Here is a 23,693-nt window from a genome sequence, read left to right as displayed (position 1 = left end):
AAGAGAAGTCTCATGATTAAAATTGTCTAAAGCAAAAAGGTAAACTTCATACAATTTAGCGGATGTCTTAAAAACCTCTGTTAGGTATGATGAATGTAATCAATTAACTAAATATTCAGAAAAAAGAAGTGGGAGGGGGAATGATCTCGATGCAATCATTTGAGATGAGTGAATTTCAGGAGCGGATTCAGCGCACGAAGAGACGGATGGAAGCGGAAGGTCTTGAAGTGTTGTTGATCACTGATCCAGCAAATATGAATTATCTCTCTGGTTATGACGGTTGGTCCTTCTATGTTGATCAGATGGTCGTTGTCATCATTGATGAAGAGCATCCGCTCTGGATCGGCAGAAAAATGGATGCGAATGGTGCGAAAGCGACGACGTGGCTCTATCGTGAGAACATTATTTCCTATACGGATGACTATGTTCATTCAGACGTCAAGCATCCAATGGATTTTGTAGCAGATATCTTAAGGCAAATTGGTCAGGGTAATCGCGTCATTGGTGTGGAGATGGGGGCTTATTATTTCTCAGCTCTCGCGTTCGAACATTTAAAAAAGGGGCTGCCGAATGCGGTTTGGAAAAATGCGACGCTGCTCGTCAATCATGTGAGGATGATTAAGTCAGATCAGGAAATTGCGTACATTCGCAATGCGGCAAGACTTGTTGAAGGTGGCATGACAAAGGCGATTCAGTCCATTGCAGAAGGGGTTCGAGAATGTGATGTGGTTGGTGATATATATCAAAGTTTGATTCGTGGTACCCCTGAATTCGGCGGTGATTATCCTGCCATTGTGCCCATGCTCCCTTCTGGTGAAAACACATGTACACCGCATCTAACTTGGACCGATAAAAAGTACCGAGATAAAGATCTCGTTATTATTGAGCTGGCAGGCTGTTATAAACGATACCACTGTCCAATGGCTCGAACGGTATCGATCGGTTCTCAAGAAGATCGAGTGAATGACATCGCAAGTGTTGTCGTTGAAGGCTTGAATGAAGCTCTTGCATTTGCGATGCCTGGCGTCACGTGCGAGGAAGTGGAGGAAGTTTGGCGCAGAACGATTGCGAAGTACGGTGTTATCAAGGATTCTCGGATTGGGTATTCCATGGGGCTGAATTATCCGCCAGATTGGGGTGAACATACGGCGAGCATCAGGCAGGGGGATCGAACAGTATTGAAGCCGAATATGGCTTTTCATATGATTCCAGGAATCTGGTATGACGATTTTGGTATTGAAATTAGTGAGTCTTTTTACGTCACTAATTCAGGCATTGAGGTGCTGGCAAACATGCCGCGAAAACTAATTACCGCAACAAATCTTTTTGCGATGGATAATGATGCGGTGTAGGAGTGATGTGATGATTCTTTTAACAGAGGAAGAGATTCGAAAGCACGTTGTTCTGAATGCCGAGACCATTCAAGTAGTGGAGGATGCGTTCACGAGCTTTGCTACAAAGCGAGTAGAGATGCCTCCGATTATGCGGATCGATATTCCTTCTTACAACGGAGAAGTTGATGTGAAATCAGCTTATGTGGAAGGACTAGATTATTTCGCGATCAAAGTATCAACGGGTTTTTTCGATAATTACAAACGAGGATTACCTAGTGGAAATGGTCTCATGATGCTTTTTCACTCACAAACAGGAAAGCCTGAGGCGCTCCTTCTCGATAATGGATATTTAACGGATATTCGAACTGCAGCCGCAGGGGCAGTAGCGGCGAAGCATCTCTCAAGGGAAGACGCACGAACGGCAGGGGTTATCGGATCAGGAAGTCAGGCGCGCTATCAGCTTGAGGCGATTTCGCGCGTACGTCAAATTGAAAGAGTACTAGTGTACGGGCGGAAGGAAGATAACGTTGCGCGCTATATGAAAGACATGGAGGCTGGGCTTGGGATAAAGGTTGAGGCAGCGAGCGCGGAAGACGTTGTACGGAATAGCGATATTGTTGTGACAACCACCCCTGCGACAACCCCGATTATCAAAGAGGAATGGCTGCACAGCGGCCTTCATATTACCGCGATGGGATCAGATGCCGAAGTGAAGCAGGAGCTTGAAGCGGGAGTTCTAGAAAAGGCGGACCTTTTTGTGTGCGATGTGAAAAATCAATCTCGTAAACTAGGAGAAATTCACCATGCGGTTGATCAGAAACAAATGATGAAGAAGGCAGTGGAAATTGGTGAGATTACGGCGGGGCGTATGAAAGGCAGAGTTACTAACGAGCAAGTAACGGTATGCGATTTAACTGGAACGGGTGTCCAGGACACAGCGATCGCTCTGTATACGTACAACTTGCTTAAGGAAAAGAAAGCATGGGCATCCATTCACTAGTTAGAAAAAGGAGATGACGAAGATGAAGAAAACAAACAATGGAACAAAAGCGGTATGGGCAGGGGAAAAGGATTATCTTGTACATGGGGCCACTCAGGTTCCGGTCGTTCTTAGTGTAGCTTATGGGTATGACGATATGGACGAATGGTATGAAGTGGCGGTTGGAAACAAGAAGGGACATATTTACGGACGAAATACGAATCCAACTGTTCAGGCTTTTGAAGACAAAGTGAAAGCTCTTGAAGGGGCTGAGTCAGCTACTAGCTTCTCGACAGGGATGGCCGCCATCAGCAACACACTCTCGACTTTTCTTTTGCCTGGCGACCGTATTGTATCCATTAAGGATACTTATGGAGGTACGAATAAAATCTTCACCGAGTTTTTGCCAAGGTTAAACATCGAAGTGGTGTTATGTGAAACAGGAGATCACGAGATGATTGAGGAGGAAGTGGCAAAGGGATGTAAGATTCTCTATCTCGAGACACCAACAAATCCAACGGTAAAAATTACGGACATCAAGCGCATGGCGAAAGCAGGTCATGATGTTGGTGCACTTGTCGTTGTAGATAATACGTTCGCTACGCCAATTAATCAAAATCCGCTGGAGCTCGGTGTTGACCTCGTTCTTCATAGTGCAACGAAGTTTCTCGGTGGCCACGCCGATGCACTTGGGGGCGTCATTTGTGGAAGAAAAGAACTGATCGAGAAAATCTACCACTACCGAGAAATCAATGGAGCGACAATGGATCCGATGGCCGCGTATCTCCTTTTAAGAGGTATGAAAACATTGCATCTAAGGGTGAAGAAACAGTGTGAAAACGCAATGAAGGTTGCGAGATATCTCCAAACTCAGGAGCTTGTAGAAGCTGTTTTTTACCCGGGGCTTGAAACGCACCCAGGCCATGAGATTGCAAAGAAACAGATGAAGGATTTCGGAGGAATGTTCAGCTTCTCTGTGAAAGGCGGGGTTGAAACGATGCGTCAGTTACTTCCGAAACTAAAATATGCCAACCGAGCGGCGAATCTCGGGGCGGTGGAAACGACAGTAGGACCTTCTCGTACAACGAGCCATGTTGAATGTACGCCAGAAGAGCGGGCACTCATGGGCATTCCAGAAGGTCTCGTCAGATATTCAGCGGGAATTGAGGATGTTGAGGATTTGATTGCTGATCTTGAACAGGCGTTCCAATCCGTATCCAGCGAGGCAAAGGTATAGACACACGGCAAAGGAGGGACGGTCATGGCGCCGAAGCATACGGAAATGGAGCGAGCGGAGGCGATGAAGGAGGAGTTAGTTAGATTCCGGCGAACGCTTCATGCGCATCCTGAACTTAGCTTTCAAGAGAAGCAAACGGCTGAATTCGTTGCGACAACGTTACGAGAAATAGGTGTGCCTCATATTCAGGCGTGTGGGGGTCATGGAGTGGTTGGAACAATTAGTGGAGGATCAGGACCAACCATTGCCATTAGAGCGGACATGGATGCCCTTCCTATTCAAGAATCAGGTACTCACAGCTATCGGTCGAAGTACGACGGAGTGATGCACTCCTGTGGTCATGATGCTCACACGGCGATGCTTCTTGGCGTTGCAAAACTGCTAGTTGAGGATTTGCGTAATGGAAGTCTTCAAGGTACGGTGAAGCTCATTTTCCAACCTGCTGAAGAAGCAACGGATGAGAGCGGGCTCTCAGGTGCTTCTTATATGATCTTGGATGGAGTGTTAGATGACGTGGAAGCAGCTGTGGCTCTTCATGTATGTCCGTGGCAGCCGGTAGGTGTTATTCAAGTAAATGATGGAGAAAGCATGGCGAATGTCGACATATTTGAAGGAGTGATAACTGGCTCAGGAGGTCATGGGGGATATCCGCATATGGGATCGGATCCGATCTGGATATTATCTTCTGTGCTTCCAGCGCTCTATAGCATTGTGAATCGTCGCATTTCGCCCCTTGAGACAGCTGTGGCAAGCATTGGTGAGATTCACGCTGGGAGTGCTAGCAACGTTATTCCGGATGAAGTGAGGATAGTTGGGACATTTCGTTCTTATTCGGCAGAAGTGAGGGAGAACTTGACCTTAGAGCTTGAAAAAGCATTTAAGATAGCGGAGGCACTTGGTGGGACATATGAGTTTCATGTTGAGAATGGCGAGCCGGCTCTCAGAAATTCACCGCGCGTGAATCGCATCATTGAAAAGGTTGCGACTGAGTTAAATCCAGAAATGGAAATTGCACGCGGACCATTTGGCCTAGGCGGTGAAGATTTTGCCTATATGGCAGAGCAAGTGCCGGCAGCGATGTTTTTCCTTGGTAGTGCAATAAGAGACGGGATTAGTAGAGAGCTTCATACACCTATATTTGATATTGATGAACGATGTCTTCCGATTGGAACAGCGATTCTAACGAAAACAGCGCACGAAATGCTTCAAACAATCTAAACGGAGGTGTCATAAGTGGCGCATCGCATCGCCTTCATAGGCTTTGGGGGAGTTGGTCAGGGACTCGCCGACATTATTCAAAATCAAGGTAATGAACTTGTTGAAAAAGAAGGGCTGGAACTTAAAGTAGTCGCTATTTCGGATATGATGAAAGGTTCACTTTATCATCCAGAAGGTCTTAATCTCAAAGTAGTTAAGGAAACGTTGGATTCCACAGGATCGCTTCAGTCTTATCCTAACGAACCTGGACTTATTAGAGGGCTTAATAGTATGCAAACGATCAAGCAGTCGAATGCGGATACGATTGTCGAAGTAACGTTTACGGATGTGAGGACAGGACAGCCTGCGATTGATCACTGTAAAGCAGCTTTTCAAGCAAGCAAAAATGTCGTTACAACAAATAAAGGACCTATTGCACTAGCGTATCGAGAACTGAGTCAGCTTGCGAAGAACAACGGAGTGTTTTTTGGATTTGAAGGAACCGTTATGAGCGGCACTCCAGCTCTCCGAATGCCCATGACGACGCTCGCTGGAAATGATATTTCTGAGATAAGAGGGATATTTAACGGGACATCCAATTACATGTTAACTCGAATGGAAGAAGGTTTATCGTTTCAAGATGCATTAAAAGAAGCGCAGAATCTTGGATTTGCAGAAGCTGATCCAACGAACGATATTGAAGGATATGACGTTAGATATAAGACTGTCATTCTAGCAAATTATGTGATGGGCGCATCTTTGGCAGTGGAGGAGGTAGTCTGCAAAGGTATAAGGCATTTAACGAATCAGGATATCGTGGATGCAAAGCGCGACGGGGAACGGTGGAAGCTGTTAGGAACGCTAAAGAAAGGAAAGAATGGCGTCACTGCAACCGTAGGGCCAGAACGGCTACCGCTTACTGATCCTCTTGCTACGATTAGTGGTGCAACGAACGCGATTACGTATGAATGCAGTCTTGCTGGGCCGATTACTTTATCAGGAGCAGGAGCTGGAATTAAAGAAACGGGCTTCTCGCTATTAATCGATTTAATTCACTTTCATCGGGAGAAAACAGCGATTACTACCTAATGGGAAGGATGGATGTGAGGATGACGACGCAAACGGCTGTTCAGGGCATGTATCTTGCAGGGAAATGGACGACGAGAGAGGCAAAGATTGAAGTGTTGGATCCGCATGATCAATCTCTTATTTGCAGTGTTCCTTCTGCATCTGCTGAAGATATGCATCTCGCCATTAACGAAGCGAAAATAGGAATGAAAATCGCTAGTGAGCTTCCAGTTCATAAGCGAATGACGATCCTTCACAGAGCTGCTGAGTATGTTGATGAGAATCGAACGCGTTTTGCTAGAACGATTGCAATGGAAGGTAGTAAAACGATTAAGGAAGCAAGAGGAGAGGTTCAGCGTTGTATTGAAACGTTGAGGTTATCAGCTGAAGAGGCAAGGCGAATTAACGGGGAAACGATTCCGTTTGATCAGCGTCCCGGGAGTGAAGATCGACTTGGTTATTATTTTCGCTTTCCCGTTGGCATTATAGGAGCCATCACGCCATTTAATGATCCTCTAAATCTTGTGGCGCATAAGATCGGACCAGCAATTGCAGCAGGCAATGCGATCATCGTGAAGCCTGCTACAGTAACTCCGCTTAGCGCGCTTCTTCTAGCGGAAGCATTCGACAATGCTGATCTTCCACACGGAGTACTCTCTGTCATTACCGGAAGAGGGAGTGAGATTGGAAACGTGCTTGTGACACATCCTGACGTTCGTATGATTTCATTTACCGGCGGTCTAGAAACAGGTGAACAGATTACACACCAAGCAGGTTTAAAGAAAATCAGCATGGAGCTAGGCTCGAATTCCCCGGTAATCGTATTGGATGATGCGGACCTCGAACATGCTGTAAAGGCAATCGTATCAGGCTCGTTTTCGGCAGCTGGGCAAAATTGCATCGGCGTTCAACGCGTGTATATTCAGGAAGGAATCTACGACGTTTTTGAAGAACTGTTTGTTAAAGAGACGGTGGCTCTGTCTGTTGGTGATAAAATGCTTGAAACGACTGACATGGGGCCGATGATTAATGAAAAGGAAGCGATAAGAGTGGAAGCGTGGGTAGGTGAGGCACTGGAGCAAGGAGCGAATCTCCTTACTGGCGGTGTGAGAGAGGGGGCTTATTATACACCAACTGTCCTTACACACGTTCCTCAGGATTGTATGATCGCCAAGCAGGAAATTTTCGGACCCGCTGTTCTTCTTTACCCTGTCAATGATTTAGATGAAGCTATTGATCTTGCAAATGGTGTGAACTATGGATTACACGGGGGGATTTTCACTGAAAATCTCGAAAAAGCCTTTGAAGCCATAACCCGACTGCAAGTAGGTGGGCTAATGATTAATGATAGCTCAGATTATCGAATTGATGGAATGCCCTTCGGTGGGGTTAAAGGTTCAGGAATTGGGCGAGAAGGTGTGAGGAGCTCCATTCTTGAAATGACTGAGCCACGAGTCGTTAGTTTTAAGCTGAAACATCGAATGAAAGCTTAAGTAACTTCAGTCAGGGAAGGGGTTCCTTCTCTGACGGTTTAGTAAATCTTCTGTGCTTAATGGGCAGTTCCCTACTAATTGACCGACTTCATTTCAAGTGATTTTGGCAGCGGGGTACTACCCTTTAAGGATAGAATACGAAGAATGATACAGACCACACGTCCATTTAATGAAGGGGAGAAGCATATGAGTTCGAATTACAGAAATCCAGTTTTCTGGGTATCCGCGCTCGTCATTACACTGGTTGTCGTTTGGGGAGCTGCTGCTCCAGCTGGGTTTGCGAAAATTGCAGGTTCGGTTTTTAATTTTACGACGAATGCATTTGGCTGGTTGTACTTAATCGCGGTCATGTTCTTCGTCGTATTTTGTTTATACTTAGCTCTAAGTAAGTATGGGAAAGTACGTCTTGGTAAAGAAGACGAACGTCCAAAATATGCCTATTTCACTTGGATCGGCATGCTCTTTAGCGCTGGATTTGGCGTTGGACTTGTTTTCTGGGGAGTGGCAGAACCGATGACTCATTTCGGTACACCTCCAACTGGCCTGGGAGTTGAAGGCGGGACAGAAGAGGCTGCTCGGACAGCGATGCGCTATTCTTTCTTTCATTGGGGCATTCATCAATGGTCGGTTTTTACCGTCGTTGGTCTTGTGATGGCATACTTTCAATATAAAAAAGATCGAGGAGCACTTATAAGTTCAACGATCACTGTGAAAACGCCGAAGAAAAAGGCGAGCTGGAAAACAATCGTGAATACGCTTGCTGTTATTGCGACCGTTATGGGTGTTGCGACATCACTTGGGATGGGAATTCTGCAAATTAACGGCGGTTTAAATTATATGTATGACCTGCCGCAGAACGCAGGTGTTCAACTGATCATAACCGGCATTCTTCTTGTGCTCTATCTCTTTTCATCGACAACAGGACTTGATAGAGGGATTAAATACTTAAGCAACCTGAATCTGGGGCTTGCTCTGGCACTCATGCTATTTGTACTTATACTTGGACCAACCGTCTTTATTTTTGAGAGCTTTACCGTTGCGATTGGTGATTACATCCAAAACTTTGTTGAGATGAGTTTCTATATGACACCGTACCAGGGTGGATCATGGGTCAAAGATTGGACCATATTCTACTGGGCATGGGTGATCGCTTGGTCGCCTTTTATCGGTTCTTTTGTTGCGCGAATCTCAAGAGGTAGAACCATTCGCGAGTTAATTTTCGGAGTGCTGATCGTACCTCCATTTATTGCGATGGTTTGGATCGCTGTTTTCGGAGGAGCAGCCTTGAACATGGATCTATTCGGCGGTACGGCTATTACCGCTGCTGTTAGTAACGATGTCACGAGTGCGCTATTCGTTACGCTAGAACAGTTTCCGTTAACAACCGTTTTGTCAGGTCTTTCGATTTTCTTAATCGCTGTCTTTTTGGTTACATCTGCTGACTCGGCAACCTTCGTATTAGGGATGATGACATCGAAAGGAAGCATGAACCCGTCGATGGCGTCGAAGATCGTCTGGGGAACACTTATTGCTGCTATATCTGTCGTGCTCATTATTAGCAGTGGTCTTCAAGGGCTCCAAACCGCTTCACTCATCTCAGCTCTACCATTTACCTTTATCATGATTCTAATGTGTAGAGCGCTATTTATTTCCCTTAGAAGGGACCATAAGGAAAAGGTAAAGGAAAAGGAGCGCTCTCTGATCGAAACGACTTCTGCACAAATTGCTGCCTCCAAGCAGGAAGACGATCATTAAGACTTCCTAAGCTCTAGTCTAGTAAAATAGTACAAAATTCGACCTCTTTTATTAGAATCTTCTAAACTATTGTTTAAATATCGTAAAAATCGGTTAAACTGTAATTAATCGCATAGAAAACGTTAACACGTTTCTATAAATATGAATGGAGGATTGGATGATGGAGAATCGAAACGTCTACCAAAATCAGATTTCGGAAAAGAGACAGGAAATGGTCGAACAGCTCATCGCACACATCAATGCTTCCAGCATCGAACAAAAACAAGACATTCTAAAGAAAGAAATTGACCAGGCTCTTGATTCTCGTGACCGTAAGTCATTCATGCAGCTAACCGATCGCCTTAATTCACTCACATAATGAAAAAGTTGGTATATATTCCAAACCGCTCGCTTATAATCTAGTATTCAAACACTCTGGAGGAGATGTAGATGCTAGATTTGGCAGCGGTTTTTTATGTTGTGATGGACTGGATGACCGAAAACAAAGGGTACAAACTTCAATCAGTCTTTCTCTTCGGTGGGCTTGGTCTATCTTTTGTAACGTATCTCTTATGGTACTTAAAAAAGGGATACAAAACGGTATGAAGTAGGAAGATGAAATGATCTGATAGGGAACTTAACAGCTTATTTCCGCGGAAATTGAAATAATTCCGCGATAATCGGTTTTTTTCCGCGAAAACATCACTTAATTCCGCGAAACGCTCTTTTTATCCGCGGAAAATAAAAAGACACCCTGTAGGGCATCTTTAAAAAGGAATCGCGATCTCCTTACTATTCGTGATCGTTTCTTTCTGTTCATCGAATACGTTGCTCGTGTGAATCGTGAGCGACTTGAGATTCTCAACGTCAGTTTCATTCAATACGAAACCGAGCTGACCGATCCGTTCTTCACCCGGAGCAAAATCTCCGTAAAGACTCTCCAAGTAAAAATCATCATCGTATCCTTTTTTCTCTCCATCACTCGTTTCAAGTAAGGAAACAGGAGCGAAGTTAACCGTTTCATCCGATGTGTTTTTCACATTGACCCGAACCTTCACATAGTTGAATTTCTCTTCATTCGTAGAATATCCGTGGAAGAAATCAATCAAGTCAGGGGAGGGCTCGTATTTCATTACTTTAACATCTGAAATGGTTAACTCAACATCACCAATTTCTGTTTTCTCGTTATAATCAGAAACAGCTTTTAACTTAATGGACCCGTCGGCATCCTGAAATGTTTGACCAACTTCTGTAAGCGAGCTGTCGTCAGGCGCCTGAGGGCTGTCGACTACACGAGTATTCTCTTTTTGTTCACTCTTCGGTTCAGACTTTTCGGTAGTTGTAGAATTCTCTGCTTGTGATTCAGCGTCATTATCAGCATCGTTCGCTGCGCACCCTCCGAGAAAAAGAGATGCTGATAAAAGCGCAACAAGTACATATTTCACTTGAACCAAACTCCTTCATCAGGAAGAAAAGTCCCGCTGCATTTAAAGCAACGGGAGTTTCTTCCTTATTTGTCTTTTTTGTGGTGGTCGTTGTCATGGTCCCGATCGTCGTCTTCATCACGATCGCCTTTCTGTTTCGCATTTAGAAGATCCATCACCAATTGCCCTGTTTCATTATTGTCGTGAAGACCTGCGAACTTTTCAGAGTGTGGACCGTAAGCATAGACGTTCACGTCCACACCAGTATGTCCGCCAGATGTCCAGCCAGTACCTGAACGGAGATCAAAGATTTTTTCAATGGCATTGTCAATTTCCACAACGTCATTCGTTTCAGTGGCTTTGTTGACAGAAGCGATTTCTTCAGATGTTAAGTCAAGATCGATGTTTTCAGTAAGTGTTTTCTCAACATCAGCGCCATCAGCGATCTGTGCTGCCATGTAGTCAGGTGTCTTTTTTGCTGCTTTTAGTGGAGCTGGATCCCATTTGTATTCACCGTCACGTCCCATTGCGAAGCCACCAGTAGAGTGGTCAGCCGTTGTAACGACGAGCGTATGCTTGTCCTTTTTTGCAAATTCAATCGCTGCTGCGTAAGCTTTCTCAAAGTCTTCCATTTCACTCATCGCTGCCACAGCATCGTTATCATGACCAGCCCAGTCAATTTGACTGCCTTCTACCATAAGGAAGAATCCATCTTTATCCTCACTTAAGCGGTTAAGCGCGGCATCTGTCATTTCTTCAAGAGATGGTGCATCTTCTGTACGGTCGATTGCTTTATCCATTCCTTTTGGAGCGAAAAGGCCAAGGATTTGTTTGTTCTTATCTTTCTTAAGCTCATCCTTCGATGTTACATAGCTGTAGCCATCTTCTTGGAATTCTTCTGTTAGATTGCGATCTGAGCGCTCGAAGTAAGATGTTCCTCCTCCAAGTAGTACATCTACTTTATGCTCACCGTTAATCATCTCATCATAATAATCGTCAGCGATGTCGTTATAGTTATTGCGATCTTCATCATGCGCACCGAACGATGCTGGCGTTGCATGGTTAATTTGCGAAGTAGAGACAAGACCAGTTGCTTTCTTATTTTCCTTAGCTTCTTCTAGAACAGTCTTTACTTCGTTTTTGTCCACGTTAACTGAAATCGCGCCGTTATATGTTTTCACCCCTGCCGCCATGGCCGTTCCTGCTGCAGCAGAGTCCGTTACGCTTTCTTCAGGATCCCATGAATACGTTTCTTGAGCGCCTACTAGATACTCATCAAAAGCTGTTTTTTCCATATAAGGTGTTGTTTTATCATCCATAAATGAGCGGTAAGCCGTTGTATAGCCCGGCCCCATGCCGTCACCGATTAAGAAAATGACATTCTCGATTTCATTCTTATTTTTTTTTCTGTTATCGGATTTAGCATCTGTATCTGTAGACACACCAGCATATCCTGCAACGGCTAATGATGAAATCACAGCGAATGGAATGAGTTTCTTTTTAACATTTTTAGTAAACATATGTAGGTTCCCCCTGGATCATTTTTTCTCACAGCCCATAGTCTACGTGATAGATTTGAAGTGAATGTTAATAGATTGTAAGGATGCTATTAAGAAAATCGGGATTAAATAACTAGTCGTAATAAGATCGTGACCTGCGAATGACCGAATAAACTTGCGGTTTCGAGACTATTTTCACAGAACTAGTTATTTGAAGAGTACTTAGGAGTTAAGCGAATAAAGTAGTCAAAGACGGTTTCAAACTGTTAAAATCATCTTAATAATGAAACTATTGGAGGAATGTTAAATGGAGTTACTTATGAACGATTCTGTTATCTATGATTTTAATAAGTCTCATAAGCCAGTAAAAGTTGTTCCATCAGGCGCGACGATAGAAATTGTGACGTATGACTGCTTTGAAAATCAGCTTCAAACCGAAGAAGATGAGATTAGCGGGATTGATTGGAACCGAGTGAATCCAGCGACGGGACCTATCTATGTGAAGGAAGCCAAACCTGGAGATGTGTTAAAGGTGACAATTGAAAAGCTCGAGATTGGAGAACAGGGTGTTATGGTCGTTGGACCAGAGCTTGGTATTATGGGGCACCGATTGAAAGAGATGGAGTCTAAAGTTATTCCTATTCAAGATGGCGTAGCTCACTTCAATGGCCTTACGATTCCGCTTAATCCGATGATCGGAGTGATTGGGGTTGCGCCTGAAGGAGCAGGTATTTCATGCGGCACCCCTGGGGCTCACGGTGGAAACATGGATAACAAGATGGTAACAGAAGGAGCCGTGCTGTATTTCCCAGTATTTGCGGAAGGAGCACTGTTTGGATTAGGTGATTTCCACGCTGCGATGGGGGACGGAGAAGTCAGTGTATCGGGCATTGAAGTGCCTGGAAGAGCGACCGTTAAGCTTGAAGTGTTAGAGGGAGAGCCACTGGTTCAACCAATGTTGGAGAACAAAGAGTTTGTCACACAGATTGCGTCTGCCGACACATTGGATGATGCCGTGAAGCTTGCGACAGAGCTAATGGTGGACCGAGTTGCTGAGAAAACAGGCATGTCCATTGGGGATGCGACAATGCTGATGAGTGCTGTTGGTCAGGTGGAAGTCTGTCAGGTTGTGGATCCATTAATGACAGCTAGGTTCGCTGTACCAAAATGGCTAGAGCAGCAGCTTGGCGTGCGCTTGATCTGATTCGACAGCGTTCGAGCGGATACGGGTGGTGCCTGTCACTCGCGAACTTGCGGAACCGGAGGAATAAATAATGTCACGTAAAATGAAGCTTACGATCTTATCTCTCATTGGCGCTCTTGTGGTTTTCTTCGTTATCTTCACCTGGTTATACCCTTATTCTTCTCTTAGTTTGCATCGATCAATCTCCTACAGCCCGGATCCTTATCTTGTAGAAGATTATACCGAGAAAATGAATGGATTAAGCAAGATGTATGCTGAAGGTTCAGGGGATGATCCTACAATGGATCGTCTTCAATATATTTTGCAGATGTATGACCAAGAATGGCTTATGAGTGAGAAGGCGGTCATCATGACGAAAGAGGATCTTGATAATGTAGCTTTTGATGTCAAGGAAGCGAGAAATGTGTTAATCGATTTGTCTTTTGAAGAGACGTATTCCGCCGATGTTAAGAAACAATTGCGCCTTTCTATTGAGAACTGTCTTGCGATTGAAGAAAGTGTAGAAGAGCTAAAGGATGCGAATTTTTTAACTCGAGATTTAGCGCAAATTCAATACGGTAACCTTCATGGTACGTTTGATAGTAGCTTGAGGGCACTGGAAACGATGTATGATAGGTATGAAAGGGAAATAGAACAAAGCGAATAAACAAACGCAATGCTTATGCAGCATTGCGTTTGTTTGATTCATTTCCATTGAAACGATGTACGGACAGCGTTAAACTAAATCTAATTACATAATGTGACACATTTCGGCGTAAGGCGGGCGGTGCCTGTCACTTGTCGAACAAAATAGGAGGAATTTGATGGTACGTTTTGGTGTAGTTGGGACGAATAAGATTACGGATAATTTTCTCGCGGGGGCAAATGAGCTTAGCGAATTTAAGCTAACGGCGGTTTACTCTAGAACGGAAGAGAAGGCGAAGGCGTTTGCTGAGAAGCATGGGGCAGAAGCGACGTTTACGAGTCTCGAGGAGATGGCTAACAGCGATGTGATCGACGCGGTCTATATCGCGAGTCCGAATTCCCTTCATGCAGAGCAGTCGGTTATTTTCATGAATGCTGGGAAGCACGTGCTTTGTGAGAAGCCGATGGCGTCAAATAAGCGCGAGGTGACACAGATGGTTGAGGCTGCTTCTCGGAACGGGGTTCTTCTAATGGAAGCAATGAAGTCAACTGTTATGCCAAACATGCAAATGGTGCGAGAGAACCTGCATAAGATCGGACAGGTACGTCGCTTTGTTGCGAATTACGGTCAGTATTCATCTCGCTACGATGCCTATAAAGAAGGAACGGTGTTAAATGCCTTTAACCCGAAATTCTCCAATGGTTCACTGATGGATATCGGTGTATATGGTGTGTACCCCGTTGTCTCAATGTTAGGAATGCCACAGTCGATTAAAGCAGAAGGCGTTATGCTTGAGTCTGGCGTTGATGGAGAAGGTAGTATTTTGCTTAGGTATGAAGACAAAGAAGCGGTGATCATGTATTCCAAAATCACAGATTCTCATCTTCCGTCCGAAATTCAAGGAGAGAATGGTAGCATTCTAATCGATAAAATAGGTTCACCGCTTGATGTGAAAATCCACTATCGAGATGGATCAATTGAAGATCTCACACAGAACCAGTCTCATACGATGATGTACGAAGCGAAGGAGTTCATTGAGCTCATTCAGTCTGGTCAACTGGATTCTTCGATTAATTCACACGAAAATTCTCTTCGGTCAGTGGAAGTCATGGATGAAGCACGTAAGCAAATCGGAGTCGTCTTTCCGGCTGATCAACGTTAAAAGAATCAGATCTTTAAATTCCTAGCCTGGCATGAGCGTATTCCGCCTCATGCCAGGCTTTTTTTCTAGGTAGTACGGTGGATTTTGTGATTGTGTTAAAAAATTAGTAAGCCTTTTCATCCAGCCCGTTTGAACTAGTTTCAAACGGGTACGATATTAATAGATTAGAAAATAATGGAGGGATGAAATTGGCTAGTAAATATGGAGAAGTTGTTCAAGAATCATTAAATGCACTACTCGAAGATGAATCGTTTTTACCAAATTTCAAGGACGAAGATCGTGAGAATGCGTTCAAGTCGCTTGAATCGATTCTCTCTACACCGAACCAAATTCAAAAATCATTTCTTCGCGTTCCTCTTGAGAACGGCAAGATCTTACGAATTCCCGCTTTCCGCGTACAGCATAATAATGCCGTTGGCCCGTATAAAGGTGGTATTCGATTCCATGAAACAGTTGAAGAGGATGAAGTGATTAACCTTGCAACGCTGATGACGCTTAAGAATGCGCTTCACGATGTGCCATTTGGTGGAGGGAAAGGCGGCGTTGTGATTAATCCTCGTGAGTTCTCGGAAAAAGAATTACATACGATTTCGAAAACGTACGTTCAAAATTTTTGCGATATATTAGGTCCGGATAAAGATATTCCTGCGCCAGATGTGGGAACAGGTGAACGAGAAATGGACTGGATGATGGGCGAGTACAAAAACATTCACCAAGGGCGTCCTTATCGCGGAAGCTTTACAGGAAAAAGTCAGGTGAACGGTGGGTCGCTTGGTCGAAGAGAAGCGACTGGAAAAGGGGTTTACTATACGCTTCGTTACATGCTCCATAATTTTGTGAAGGAGAATGAAGAGTGGTTTAAGAAAAATGATAACCGATTTGCGAAGACTGCGCTTGAGCATTCCAAACGCCCGCTCACAATTGGTATTCAAGGGTTTGGTAACGTTGGATCTGTTGCGGCGCTTGAATCTTACAGCTGTAACTATTTAGATACTAAAGTTGTAGCGGTAAGTGATCGCAACGTTACACTTTATAATGAAGACGGACTTGATGTGAAGGCGCTTATTGAGTTCACTTCGAATCATGACGGAGATCTGCCGACAACGGATGAAGCGTTGAGCCAAAATAATATTAAAGCTGACATTCAAGATCGGGAGGATGTGCTTTACCTTGATACTGACATTCTTATTTTGGCTGCCCTTGAAGACCAAATCCATGAAGACAACGTCGATAAAGTGAAAGCGCGCATGATCGTTGAAGGAGCGAATGGCCCGATTACTCTTGGCGCCGACCGAAAGCTTAGTGAAGATGGTGTGCTCGTTATTCCAGATATCCTGGCGAATGCCGGCGGTGTTATCGTTTCATACTTTGAATGGCTACAAGGAAGAGAAACACAGTTCTACAGTGAAGAAGAAGTATTCTCGCTTCTCTTTAAGAAAATGAAAGAAACGATGGACGAAATTTATCCGCAGTTTTTCAGTGACCCTTTTGCCCTTAGACAGAATTGTTATATTCACACCGTGATGAAGCTTTCTAATATTCTTTATCGTCATGGGAAGCTCTATTAATTTAGGAAGAGAGCCCTCTGTTATTTTCAACGGAGGGTTTTTTTGTATTGTGCTGCCTTCATTCGCGAGTAGATTGTGTCTTCCTTCTCACAAAAAAATACGAAATGAAAATAATCGCCATTATCCCAATGCTAATAAATAGCCCTATCCGTTCACTTTCTTGAAATGCAGCCCCTGCTATGACGATGAAGATGAGAACAATGCCGAGAATGGAGGTGAAGGGCGCTCCAATCATTTTAAAGTATCTTTTCTTCGTTGGTGTTTCAATGTAATGGCGGCGGTTTTTGATTTGGGAAGAGAGGATGACCACCCAGTTTAGAATCAACATAATCCCTGCTGCTGTTGTTAAGTATTCATACACTTTATCAGGTAACACATAAGATACGACAATCATGATGCCGAGTGCGATGGCATTCAAGGCCAATGCCCGTGTGGCAACGCCCTTTTTCGTGTGGTGATCAAGTAATTTAGGAGCATCTCCAGCGTGACTAAGAGAGACAAGCACCCTCGTAATGGAAAATAGGGCTCCAACCATTGTGGAAAAAGCCGCTGTGATTAAAATGATCGTAAATATCGATCCGATAAAAGGAAGTTGAAATTGCGAAAGGGCGGTGACGAATGGGCTTTCCTCTTCGCTAATCACCGTCCATGAAACCATATAGAGAATAAAGAAAATCGATAACAGATAGAGAACGGTCATAATCACAACGGTAGCGAGTCCTGCTTTAGGTGTTTCATCTTTATGTTTAAGCTCACTCGACATTAACCCTACGACCGCAATCCCTCCAAACGAGAAGAGAACGAAGATCATCGCAGACCATGTACCCATTAAGCCGTTTGGAAAAAGGGAGCTTATCTTCACTGTCTCGGTTTGAACAGAGGAAGCGGGCGCAACTACATTAAATAAAAACAGTAAGCTAAAGCCAATAAATCCGATGAGTGTGGCTAACTTTACAACGGCAAATAACGATTCTAGCGTGCTGAAATTGTTCACTCCTAATAGATTAATCCCTATGCCAAGTGCTGTATAGAGAATCATCAATAGCCAGAGTGGTGCAGATGGGAACCAATACTGGGTGAAAAGCCCTAGCGCTGTAATTTCACTCGCCATAATGAGCAAGCCTGACACCCAGTACATCCACCCGCTCATGAATCCCATTGAATGACCGAAAGCCATTTGAGCATACTTTCTAAAAGAACCCGTCTCATTGTCATGAACAGACATTTCAGCGAGTGCGCTAAAAACGAGGAAGGCGATAATCCCGGCAATTAAGTAATCGAGAAGAACAGAAGGACCTGCTCGTTCAATGGATAGACCGCTACCAAGAAAGAAACCAGCTCCGATAATGGAGCCTATTCCAATAAGCGTTAATTGCCACCAGTGAAGCCGGTGATCATCGCCTTTGTTCGCTTTCTTTTCCTGAGCACGCTGAACCGTTTGCTGAACAATGTGTTCATTTCTCATACGGACTACCTTCTTTCTCAATCAAATGAATCACCCTATTACTACTATCTTGAGAAAGAAACTGATAAAATATCCAACAAGACATAATGTGACAAATATCGGGTGGTGACAGGCACCGCAGTGCTGAATGGAGGAAATAAATGAATGAAAGCAGTTCAAGTAATGGGATACGGTGATGTGGATCAATTAGAGGTGGTGGAGCAAGCGATACCTGAGCCAAAATCAGATGAGGTGCTCGTTAAGGTTAAAGCTTGCGCCATCAATAACACGGAAATTTGGATGAGAGAAGGAGCTTATGGGACTGGTAAGAAATCTGGTTGGCGTCCAGAGGGAGTTCAGTTTCCAAGAACGCCAGGGTCTGATATTACCGGAACAATCGTAAAAGCCGGCAATGAGCATAATAAGAAGATGATCGGAAAAGATGTAGTGCTGTTTCCATTTACCTCTAGTGGAGAAGAAGGATTGGAGCATATTTCTGAAGATATGTCATTCATTGGCTCTGAATACGACGGTGGCTATGCCGAATACGTCGTTTGGCCAGCGGAATTATGCTTTGATATGCCCCTTCCTAACTTTACAGAAAGCGCGGTTTTCTCTGTAAGTGGAATGACGGCCTGGCACATGGTTGAACAAATTCAAGCCAATCCAGGTGAAACGATCATGGTAACAGGGGCGAACGGTGGCGTTGGATCGCTCAATGTTCAAATCGCTTCTCGCGTATTCGGTGCTAAGGTGATTGCGATCGTTGGCGACCTTGCCCTAGAAGATCAGCTGAAAGACCTCGGTGCCACTCATGTGCTTTCTTATAAATCCGATCAGCTCGCTGAAGAAATCATCGAAGCAAACGGTGGTCCGATTGATTCGATATTAGACGTAGTAGGAGACGCTCTGTTTGCAACGTCGCTTCAAGTATTAAAGAAAGGCGGCAAGTTTTGTACATCAGGATCAGCTGGTGGTCAGAAGACACAACTTGATTTTAGAACGATGTATCTGAAGCACATTACTCTTTACGGCTCTGTTCTTGGAACGAGAGAAGAATTCAAACGCATGCTTGAGGCGATAGCGGAAGGTAAAATCAAACCCGTTATTGATCGAACTTTTCCGTTAGAAAAGGCGAGAGAGGCGCAGGTATATTTTAAAAAGGCGGGTAAATTAGGGAAGATTGTTCTGCTTCCAGAAGAATAGAGCGCTTGAAACACCTATTTCCTATTTGGAAATAGGTGTTTTCTTATATCTATCAAGGTTGGAGAGTACGCTCTCTAAATAGGTGCACCAATTTCAGGAAAATACAGGAATGTTCAACGTAACTATCGAATAAATACAGTATAAAATCATAGAGGTGATGGTGTGAAAAAAAGGGGTTTCTTCAAACTTTACTCGATGCTCTGTCTCGTCACTGTCTTTGGGTATTCGTACTGGGCTACCTCCTGGACGGCAAGTCAATTATCGACTCTGTCAGATTGGAAAAGCCATCTCATTTTCACGCCAGGCACAGTCGTCGCTTCAAAAGATATTTATGAAATTGACATGTTTCTCTACGCTTTTAAAGTGGCTCCGCTCATGACTGGGGTTTGTCTGCTGTCGTTCGGTTTGATCGGCGGCTTACTAGTTTACTTTGTGAAAAAGCAGCTTTCTTATGTGCAGAGAAAGAATATAGCGAGTTCATAACTGATGAATAGGAAAAAGCATGCCGGCGATGGGCATGCTTTTTGATTCGTCGCATTTTTTAAACCCATCCCATTCCTCTTACTAATTGAGCGACAGCAAATGTAACGCCTAGCGCAATAACCGTTGGAATGATGAAGGCAACAAATGTCCACTTGTAGCTTTTTGTTTCTTTATAAATATTAATCAACGTTGTGCCACATGGATAGTGAAGCAAGGAAAATAACATCATGTTAAGAGCCGTTAACCAAGTCCAGCCCTGATCAAGAAAAATGTTCTTTAAGTCAGCCAGATTATCAACCTCAAGCATCGATCCAGTCGATAAGTATCCCATTAGCAAGATCGGCAGAACGACTTCATTCGCAGGCAATCCGAGAATGAAGGCAAGCAGTATATAACCGTCTAACCCGAGTGATTGAGCGAACGGGTCGAGGAAGTTCACTCCGTACATAAAGATGCTCGTGTCCCCGATATAGATGTTCGCAAACACCCAAGTGAGCACTCCGGCAGGTGCTGCGATTTTAATTGCTCTCATAAGAACGGCGTATGATTTATTAAGAGATGAGCGTACCACTGTATCGAAAAATTTCGGTCTCCGGTATGGCGGGAGTTCTAACGTATAGTGCGTCGGCACGCCTTTTAGCATCGTTTTGGAAAGTACCCATGACACAACAAACGTAACGAAAATACCAAAAATGACGATACCAACAATAACGCCAGAGGAGATGAGTGTTTGCATTCCTCCGGTAAATCCAGCTGCCATAAAGAGCGAGGCAAGCACGATGAGTGTTCCCCAGCGACCGTTACAAGGTACGAAGTTGTTCGTTAGTATCGCAAGCATACGTTCACGCGGGGATTCGATGATGCGCGTGGATAAGACGGCGGCTGCATTACATCCGAATCCCATAGCCATCGTAAGGGACTGCTTGCCGTGCGCGCCAACCTTTTTAAACAACCGATCCATATTGAACGCGACGCGAGGTAAATACCCGTAGCTTTCCAGTAAAGCAAACGTTGGAAAAAAGATCGCCATTGGTGGCAGCATAACACTAATTACCCAGGTCGTTCCGCGATAAAGACCGAGAACGAGCACGCCATGGAGCCAGTCTGGTGAATTCAATGCAGTGAATGCCATCGAAATGTAATCTTCTAACCATGTAAAGAAGCTTGCAAGCATAGAAGAGGGGACGTTTGCCCCGGCGATTGTGAGATAGAAAATAAGCCCAAGCATGGCGAGCATGATGGGGAATCCCCAAATCGGCGAGGTGAAAATAGCGTCCAATCGCTCTGTTTTCTTATCTTCTTTGCTTTTCGTAAAGCGAACTGTTTTCTGACAGATTTGTTGACTCGTTTGATATAAACTTTGGACAACCTCGTCCCGTAGAGAGGAAGTTGACAGGTCGTTTGCTTGATCTAGAAGTTCTCTAAATGATTGGCGCTCGTGTTCCCCACTGCGTTCCACGTTAAGTCCTCCTTTTGCTGCATTCTCTTTTGAATTTCATCAAGTAACGATGTATCCCCATCAAGTAGTCTTAATGTGATCCATCTTGTAGGAAACCGATCTCCGACAAGCTTTTTTACATTCGGCTCAAGCTGTGTGATTTTTGCTTCGGTTTCTTCGTTGTATTGAATCGAAAATGGGGAGGTGCTAATTTCTCCCTGAATCATACGGTCAATCGTATCTAAGAGAGCAGGGAATCCAGTTTTATTTCGTGCGGATATCTTAAGAACTGGAACTCCAAGATGTCTCATTAACCGCTGTTCATCTATTTCAATACCACGCTTTTTCGCTTCATCAATTAAATTGATACACACAATAACATTTGAAGTCATCTCCATCACCTGTAGCGCAAGGTTCAGATTACGTTCTAAGGATGTCGCATCAAGCACAACTAGCGTAACGTCAGGTTTTTCGAAAACGATATAGTTACGTGCGACTTCTTCATCGGTTGAATTCGAATACAGTGAATACGTTCCGGGTAAGTCGATCAGCCTAAACGTGCTTTTTTTGTAGTGAACGGCGCCTTCCGCCAGGCTGACTGTTTTACCGGCCCAGTTGCCAGTGTGCTGTTTCAAACCTGTAAGGGCGTTAAATAAAGTGCTTTTACCTGTGTTTGGATTACCAGCGAGCGCAATCCGATACGTATTATTCATAATCATCTTGAATCAGCTCCCCAGTAATTTTTGTGCTTTCTTCTTTTCGGAGTGCAATTGTTGTATGGCTAACGCGAAAAGCAATTGGGTCTCCAAGTGGGCTTTTCTTTAGAACATCAACGACAGCTCCAGGAACAAAGCCTAAATCAAGAAGTCTTCTTCTCATGACCCCATCAATGGCTACCTCTTTAATTCGAATGCGATCTCCTTTTTTACCGTCATATAAGTTCATTAGTTGACCTCCGTTTACTCTTTTAACCCGCGTCTACTATTTTTCCCTTGGGCAAACTTTGTATCTTCATCGTATGTAAAAATAGGGGCATATGTCAATGGTTATTAATGAAGAAAGCGAGAATGTTTCGATATTTTTTACTTTTATGAATTTCATTGAATAGGAGAGAAATGTGATAAATAGCGTTTTACCCTGAAAATTAACGGGTAACATCATTCGAGTGAATTCGAGTAAATGCGGGTGGTGACAGGCACGCGCAAGTCGGCTTATGTCGATTTAGATTTGCCTGGATTGGACATAGTAAAACAGACAGAAGATTTTTGAGGAGGCAAATCAGCTATGATTAGTATTCTTGTAGGGCTCGCTCTTTTGATGCTCTTAGCTTATCTCGGATGGTCGATTATTTGGATCGCCCCGTTGGTATCAGGTATTGTAGCAATTTTGAGCGGTATGAACATTCTCGAAGCCTACACTGGAACATACATGCAGGGCTTCGTTGATTTTGCGAAAGCTTATTTCCCGATTTTCTTATTTGGTGCCATTTTCGGGAAATTAATGGAGGACACAGGAGCAGCACAGTCTGTTGCTTATAAAATTTCAAACTTGATTGGTGAGAAACGAGCGATTCTCGGTATGCTTATCTCAGCAGCGATTCTTACATACGGAGGCGTAAGTCTTTTCGTTGTTGTATTCGCCGTTTACCCACTAGCCGTAGCGATGTTCCGTCAGGCAAACGTCTCACGTAAATTACTTCCATCTACATTCGTTCTTGGGGCATTTACGTTTACGATGACAGCACTGCCAGGAACGCCGCAGATCCAAAACATTATCCCAATTAATACGTTCAAAACGTCTACAATGGCCGCGCCTATTCTTGGGATTGTAGCTGGCTTAATTATGGCAGTTGGCGGTTATTTCTATCTGAAGTTCCGCGAGAAACAACTCACGAAGAATGGTGAGGAATTTACTGAGCCTAAGGGCTCGAACGAAGTAAAAAGCATTAACGAAGATGAGCTTCCAAACTGGATTCTTTCTGTTATTCCGTTAATTGCTGTAGTTGTAACATTAAACGCTTTTGAAAACTTAAGTATTCTCGTTGCGCTTGGTATCGGAATTCTACTCATCATGCTCTTTAATATTAAAAATTACAAGCAATTTATAAAAGCGATCAACGGAGGCGCATCTGGTTCCGTTATGGCGACGATTAATACAAGTGCTGCTGTTGGTTTCGGCTCTGTCGTGACAGCATCACCTGGGTTTGAAGCAGTGAAAGATCTCATTTTCGCCATCCCGCTTAGCCCGTATTTCTCAGAGGCCTTTGCAGTACAGCTCCTGGCCATGATTACTGGATCAGCTTCTGGTGGTATGGGTATCGCACTTGAAGCTCTCGGACCAGAATATTACGATATTGCGATTAATAACAATCTTAGCTTAGAAGCTTTCCACCGGATCACGGCAGTAGCTTCAGGAGCGTCGATTCTCCCGCATAACGGTGCACTGTTAACATTGTTCACTGTTACAGGACTAACGCATAAAGACTCTTACAAAGACGTATTTGTCGTTGGGTTGATCATCCCAATGATTGCGACCATTGCGATTATCTTCCTTGCAATGATGGGTGTTAACTAATTGTCTCAAATGTATAAAGTAAAA

At 44.0% G+C, this 23,693-nt stretch carries 22 protein-coding genes; 16 read left to right on the top strand and 6 right to left on the bottom strand.

Features of this window, described 5'->3' with window-relative positions; all coding sequences use genetic code 11:
* The first annotated feature begins 149 nt into the window (after positions 1 to 149).
* The 9 genes from ABVF21_RS09200 (at position 150) to ABVF21_RS09160 (ending at position 9,648) form a co-directional block, all read left to right on the top strand.
* Positions 150 to 1,352 carry a M24 family metallopeptidase gene (locus ABVF21_RS09200; RefSeq protein WP_371018081.1) on the top strand — a complete coding sequence of 401 codons (1,203 nt, stop codon included), beginning with the start codon at positions 150 to 152 and terminating at the stop codon, positions 1,350 to 1,352.
* A 10-nt stretch (positions 1,353 to 1,362) separates the two neighbouring features.
* Positions 1,363 to 2,334 (top strand): cyclodeaminase, encoded by a 972-nt coding sequence (locus ABVF21_RS09195; protein WP_371018080.1) that lies wholly within the window; start codon positions 1,363 to 1,365, stop codon positions 2,332 to 2,334.
* 13 nt (positions 2,335 to 2,347) lie between these two features.
* Complete coding sequence (locus ABVF21_RS09190) at positions 2,348 to 3,550, top strand: cystathionine gamma-synthase family protein (protein ID WP_322098377.1); 1,203 nt, start codon at positions 2,348 to 2,350, stop codon at positions 3,548 to 3,550.
* Between the two features lie 24 nt (positions 3,551 to 3,574).
* Complete coding sequence (locus ABVF21_RS09185) at positions 3,575 to 4,768, top strand: M20 metallopeptidase family protein (protein WP_371018079.1); 1,194 nt, start codon at positions 3,575 to 3,577, stop codon at positions 4,766 to 4,768.
* A gap of 15 nt (positions 4,769 to 4,783) precedes the next feature.
* Positions 4,784 to 5,836: a homoserine dehydrogenase gene (locus ABVF21_RS09180; RefSeq protein WP_371018078.1), complete on the top strand. Its 1,053-nt coding sequence runs from the start codon at positions 4,784 to 4,786 to the stop codon at positions 5,834 to 5,836.
* A gap of 20 nt (positions 5,837 to 5,856) precedes the next feature.
* Positions 5,857 to 7,308, top strand: coding sequence for an aldehyde dehydrogenase family protein (locus tag ABVF21_RS09175; protein WP_303530057.1), 1,452 nt, complete (start codon positions 5,857 to 5,859; stop codon positions 7,306 to 7,308).
* Positions 7,309 to 7,494: 186 nt separating this feature from the next.
* The gene (locus tag ABVF21_RS09170) at positions 7,495 to 9,063 is read left to right on the top strand and encodes a BCCT family transporter (protein WP_194222223.1); all 1,569 of its coding nucleotides are present in this window, start codon (positions 7,495 to 7,497) and stop codon (positions 9,061 to 9,063) included.
* Positions 9,064 to 9,223: 160 nt separating this feature from the next.
* The gene (locus ABVF21_RS09165) at positions 9,224 to 9,421 is read left to right on the top strand and encodes an IDEAL domain-containing protein (RefSeq protein WP_194220586.1); all 198 of its coding nucleotides are present in this window, start codon (positions 9,224 to 9,226) and stop codon (positions 9,419 to 9,421) included.
* A 71-nt stretch (positions 9,422 to 9,492) separates the two neighbouring features.
* On the top strand, positions 9,493 to 9,648 hold the full coding sequence (locus ABVF21_RS09160; protein WP_283152775.1) for a hypothetical protein: 156 nt from the start codon (positions 9,493 to 9,495) through the stop codon (positions 9,646 to 9,648).
* A gap of 161 nt (positions 9,649 to 9,809) precedes the next feature.
* Here ABVF21_RS09160 and ABVF21_RS09155 read toward each other — a convergent pair whose 3' ends face one another.
* Entirely contained in the window at positions 9,810 to 10,487 is a 678-nt protein-coding gene (locus ABVF21_RS09155; protein WP_303530049.1) for a DUF4352 domain-containing protein, read from the bottom strand.
* 65 nt (positions 10,488 to 10,552) lie between these two features.
* On the bottom strand, positions 10,553 to 11,986 hold the full coding sequence (locus ABVF21_RS09150; RefSeq protein ID WP_371018076.1) for an alkaline phosphatase: 1,434 nt from the start codon (positions 11,984 to 11,986) through the stop codon (positions 10,553 to 10,555).
* 286 nt (positions 11,987 to 12,272) lie between these two features.
* Between ABVF21_RS09150 and ABVF21_RS09145 the strand changes: the two genes are divergently transcribed.
* From ABVF21_RS09145 to ABVF21_RS09130, 4 genes are all read left to right on the top strand, one after another.
* The gene (locus ABVF21_RS09145; RefSeq protein WP_303530045.1) at positions 12,273 to 13,169 is read left to right on the top strand and encodes an acetamidase/formamidase family protein; all 897 of its coding nucleotides are present in this window, start codon (positions 12,273 to 12,275) and stop codon (positions 13,167 to 13,169) included.
* A gap of 70 nt (positions 13,170 to 13,239) precedes the next feature.
* A complete protein-coding gene (locus tag ABVF21_RS09140; RefSeq protein ID WP_371018075.1) occupies positions 13,240 to 13,815 on the top strand; it encodes a hypothetical protein in 576 nt (191 codons plus the stop codon).
* 157 nt (positions 13,816 to 13,972) lie between these two features.
* On the top strand, positions 13,973 to 14,956 hold the full coding sequence (locus ABVF21_RS09135) for a Gfo/Idh/MocA family protein (RefSeq protein WP_371018074.1): 984 nt from the start codon (positions 13,973 to 13,975) through the stop codon (positions 14,954 to 14,956).
* A 188-nt stretch (positions 14,957 to 15,144) separates the two neighbouring features.
* Positions 15,145 to 16,524, top strand: a complete 1,380-nt coding sequence (locus ABVF21_RS09130; protein ID WP_303530041.1) for a Glu/Leu/Phe/Val family dehydrogenase — start codon at positions 15,145 to 15,147, stop codon at positions 16,522 to 16,524.
* 58 nt (positions 16,525 to 16,582) lie between these two features.
* On the opposite strand, the gene ABVF21_RS09125 is transcribed toward ABVF21_RS09130, so the two are convergent.
* Positions 16,583 to 17,989, bottom strand: a complete 1,407-nt coding sequence (locus ABVF21_RS09125) for an amino acid permease (RefSeq protein ID WP_371018073.1) — start codon at positions 17,987 to 17,989, stop codon at positions 16,583 to 16,585.
* A 144-nt stretch (positions 17,990 to 18,133) separates the two neighbouring features.
* Here ABVF21_RS09125 and ABVF21_RS09120 point away from each other — a divergent pair, with 144 nt between their 5' ends.
* Positions 18,134 to 19,174 (top strand): zinc-binding dehydrogenase, encoded by a 1,041-nt coding sequence (locus ABVF21_RS09120; protein ID WP_371018072.1) that lies wholly within the window; start codon positions 18,134 to 18,136, stop codon positions 19,172 to 19,174.
* Positions 19,175 to 19,336: 162 nt separating this feature from the next.
* Positions 19,337 to 19,657, top strand: coding sequence for a DUF4306 domain-containing protein (locus ABVF21_RS09115; protein ID WP_371018070.1), 321 nt, complete (start codon positions 19,337 to 19,339; stop codon positions 19,655 to 19,657).
* A gap of 58 nt (positions 19,658 to 19,715) precedes the next feature.
* On the opposite strand, the gene ABVF21_RS09110 is transcribed toward ABVF21_RS09115, so the two are convergent.
* From ABVF21_RS09110 to ABVF21_RS09100, 3 genes are read right to left on the bottom strand one after another with little or no spacing between them, the layout of a single operon-like run.
* The gene (locus tag ABVF21_RS09110; protein ID WP_371018069.1) at positions 19,716 to 21,116 is read right to left on the bottom strand and encodes a nucleoside recognition domain-containing protein; all 1,401 of its coding nucleotides are present in this window, start codon (positions 21,114 to 21,116) and stop codon (positions 19,716 to 19,718) included.
* Positions 21,068 to 21,808, bottom strand: coding sequence for a FeoB small GTPase domain-containing protein (locus tag ABVF21_RS09105; RefSeq protein ID WP_303530475.1), 741 nt, complete (start codon positions 21,806 to 21,808; stop codon positions 21,068 to 21,070). The genes ABVF21_RS09110 and ABVF21_RS09105 overlap by 49 nt, the downstream gene beginning before the upstream one ends.
* Entirely contained in the window at positions 21,801 to 22,040 is a 240-nt protein-coding gene (locus tag ABVF21_RS09100; RefSeq protein ID WP_194220598.1) for a FeoA family protein, read from the bottom strand. Before ABVF21_RS09100 ends, ABVF21_RS09105 begins: the two co-directional genes overlap by 8 nt.
* A 339-nt stretch (positions 22,041 to 22,379) precedes the next feature.
* Here ABVF21_RS09100 and ABVF21_RS09095 point away from each other — a divergent pair, with 339 nt between their 5' ends.
* Positions 22,380 to 23,669 carry a GntP family permease gene (locus tag ABVF21_RS09095; RefSeq protein ID WP_194220599.1) on the top strand — a complete coding sequence of 430 codons (1,290 nt, stop codon included), beginning with the start codon at positions 22,380 to 22,382 and terminating at the stop codon, positions 23,667 to 23,669.
* Positions 23,670 to 23,693 lie beyond the last annotated feature (24 nt).

It is taken from the genome of Pseudalkalibacillus sp. JSM 102089 (genome assembly GCF_041366475.1).
In the GTDB taxonomy this organism is placed as follows: domain Bacteria; phylum Bacillota; class Bacilli; order Bacillales; family Guptibacillaceae; genus Guptibacillus; species Guptibacillus hwajinpoensis_B.
Note: the sequence above shows the minus strand (reverse complement) of the source record. Positions and strands in the feature narration are given on the sequence as shown.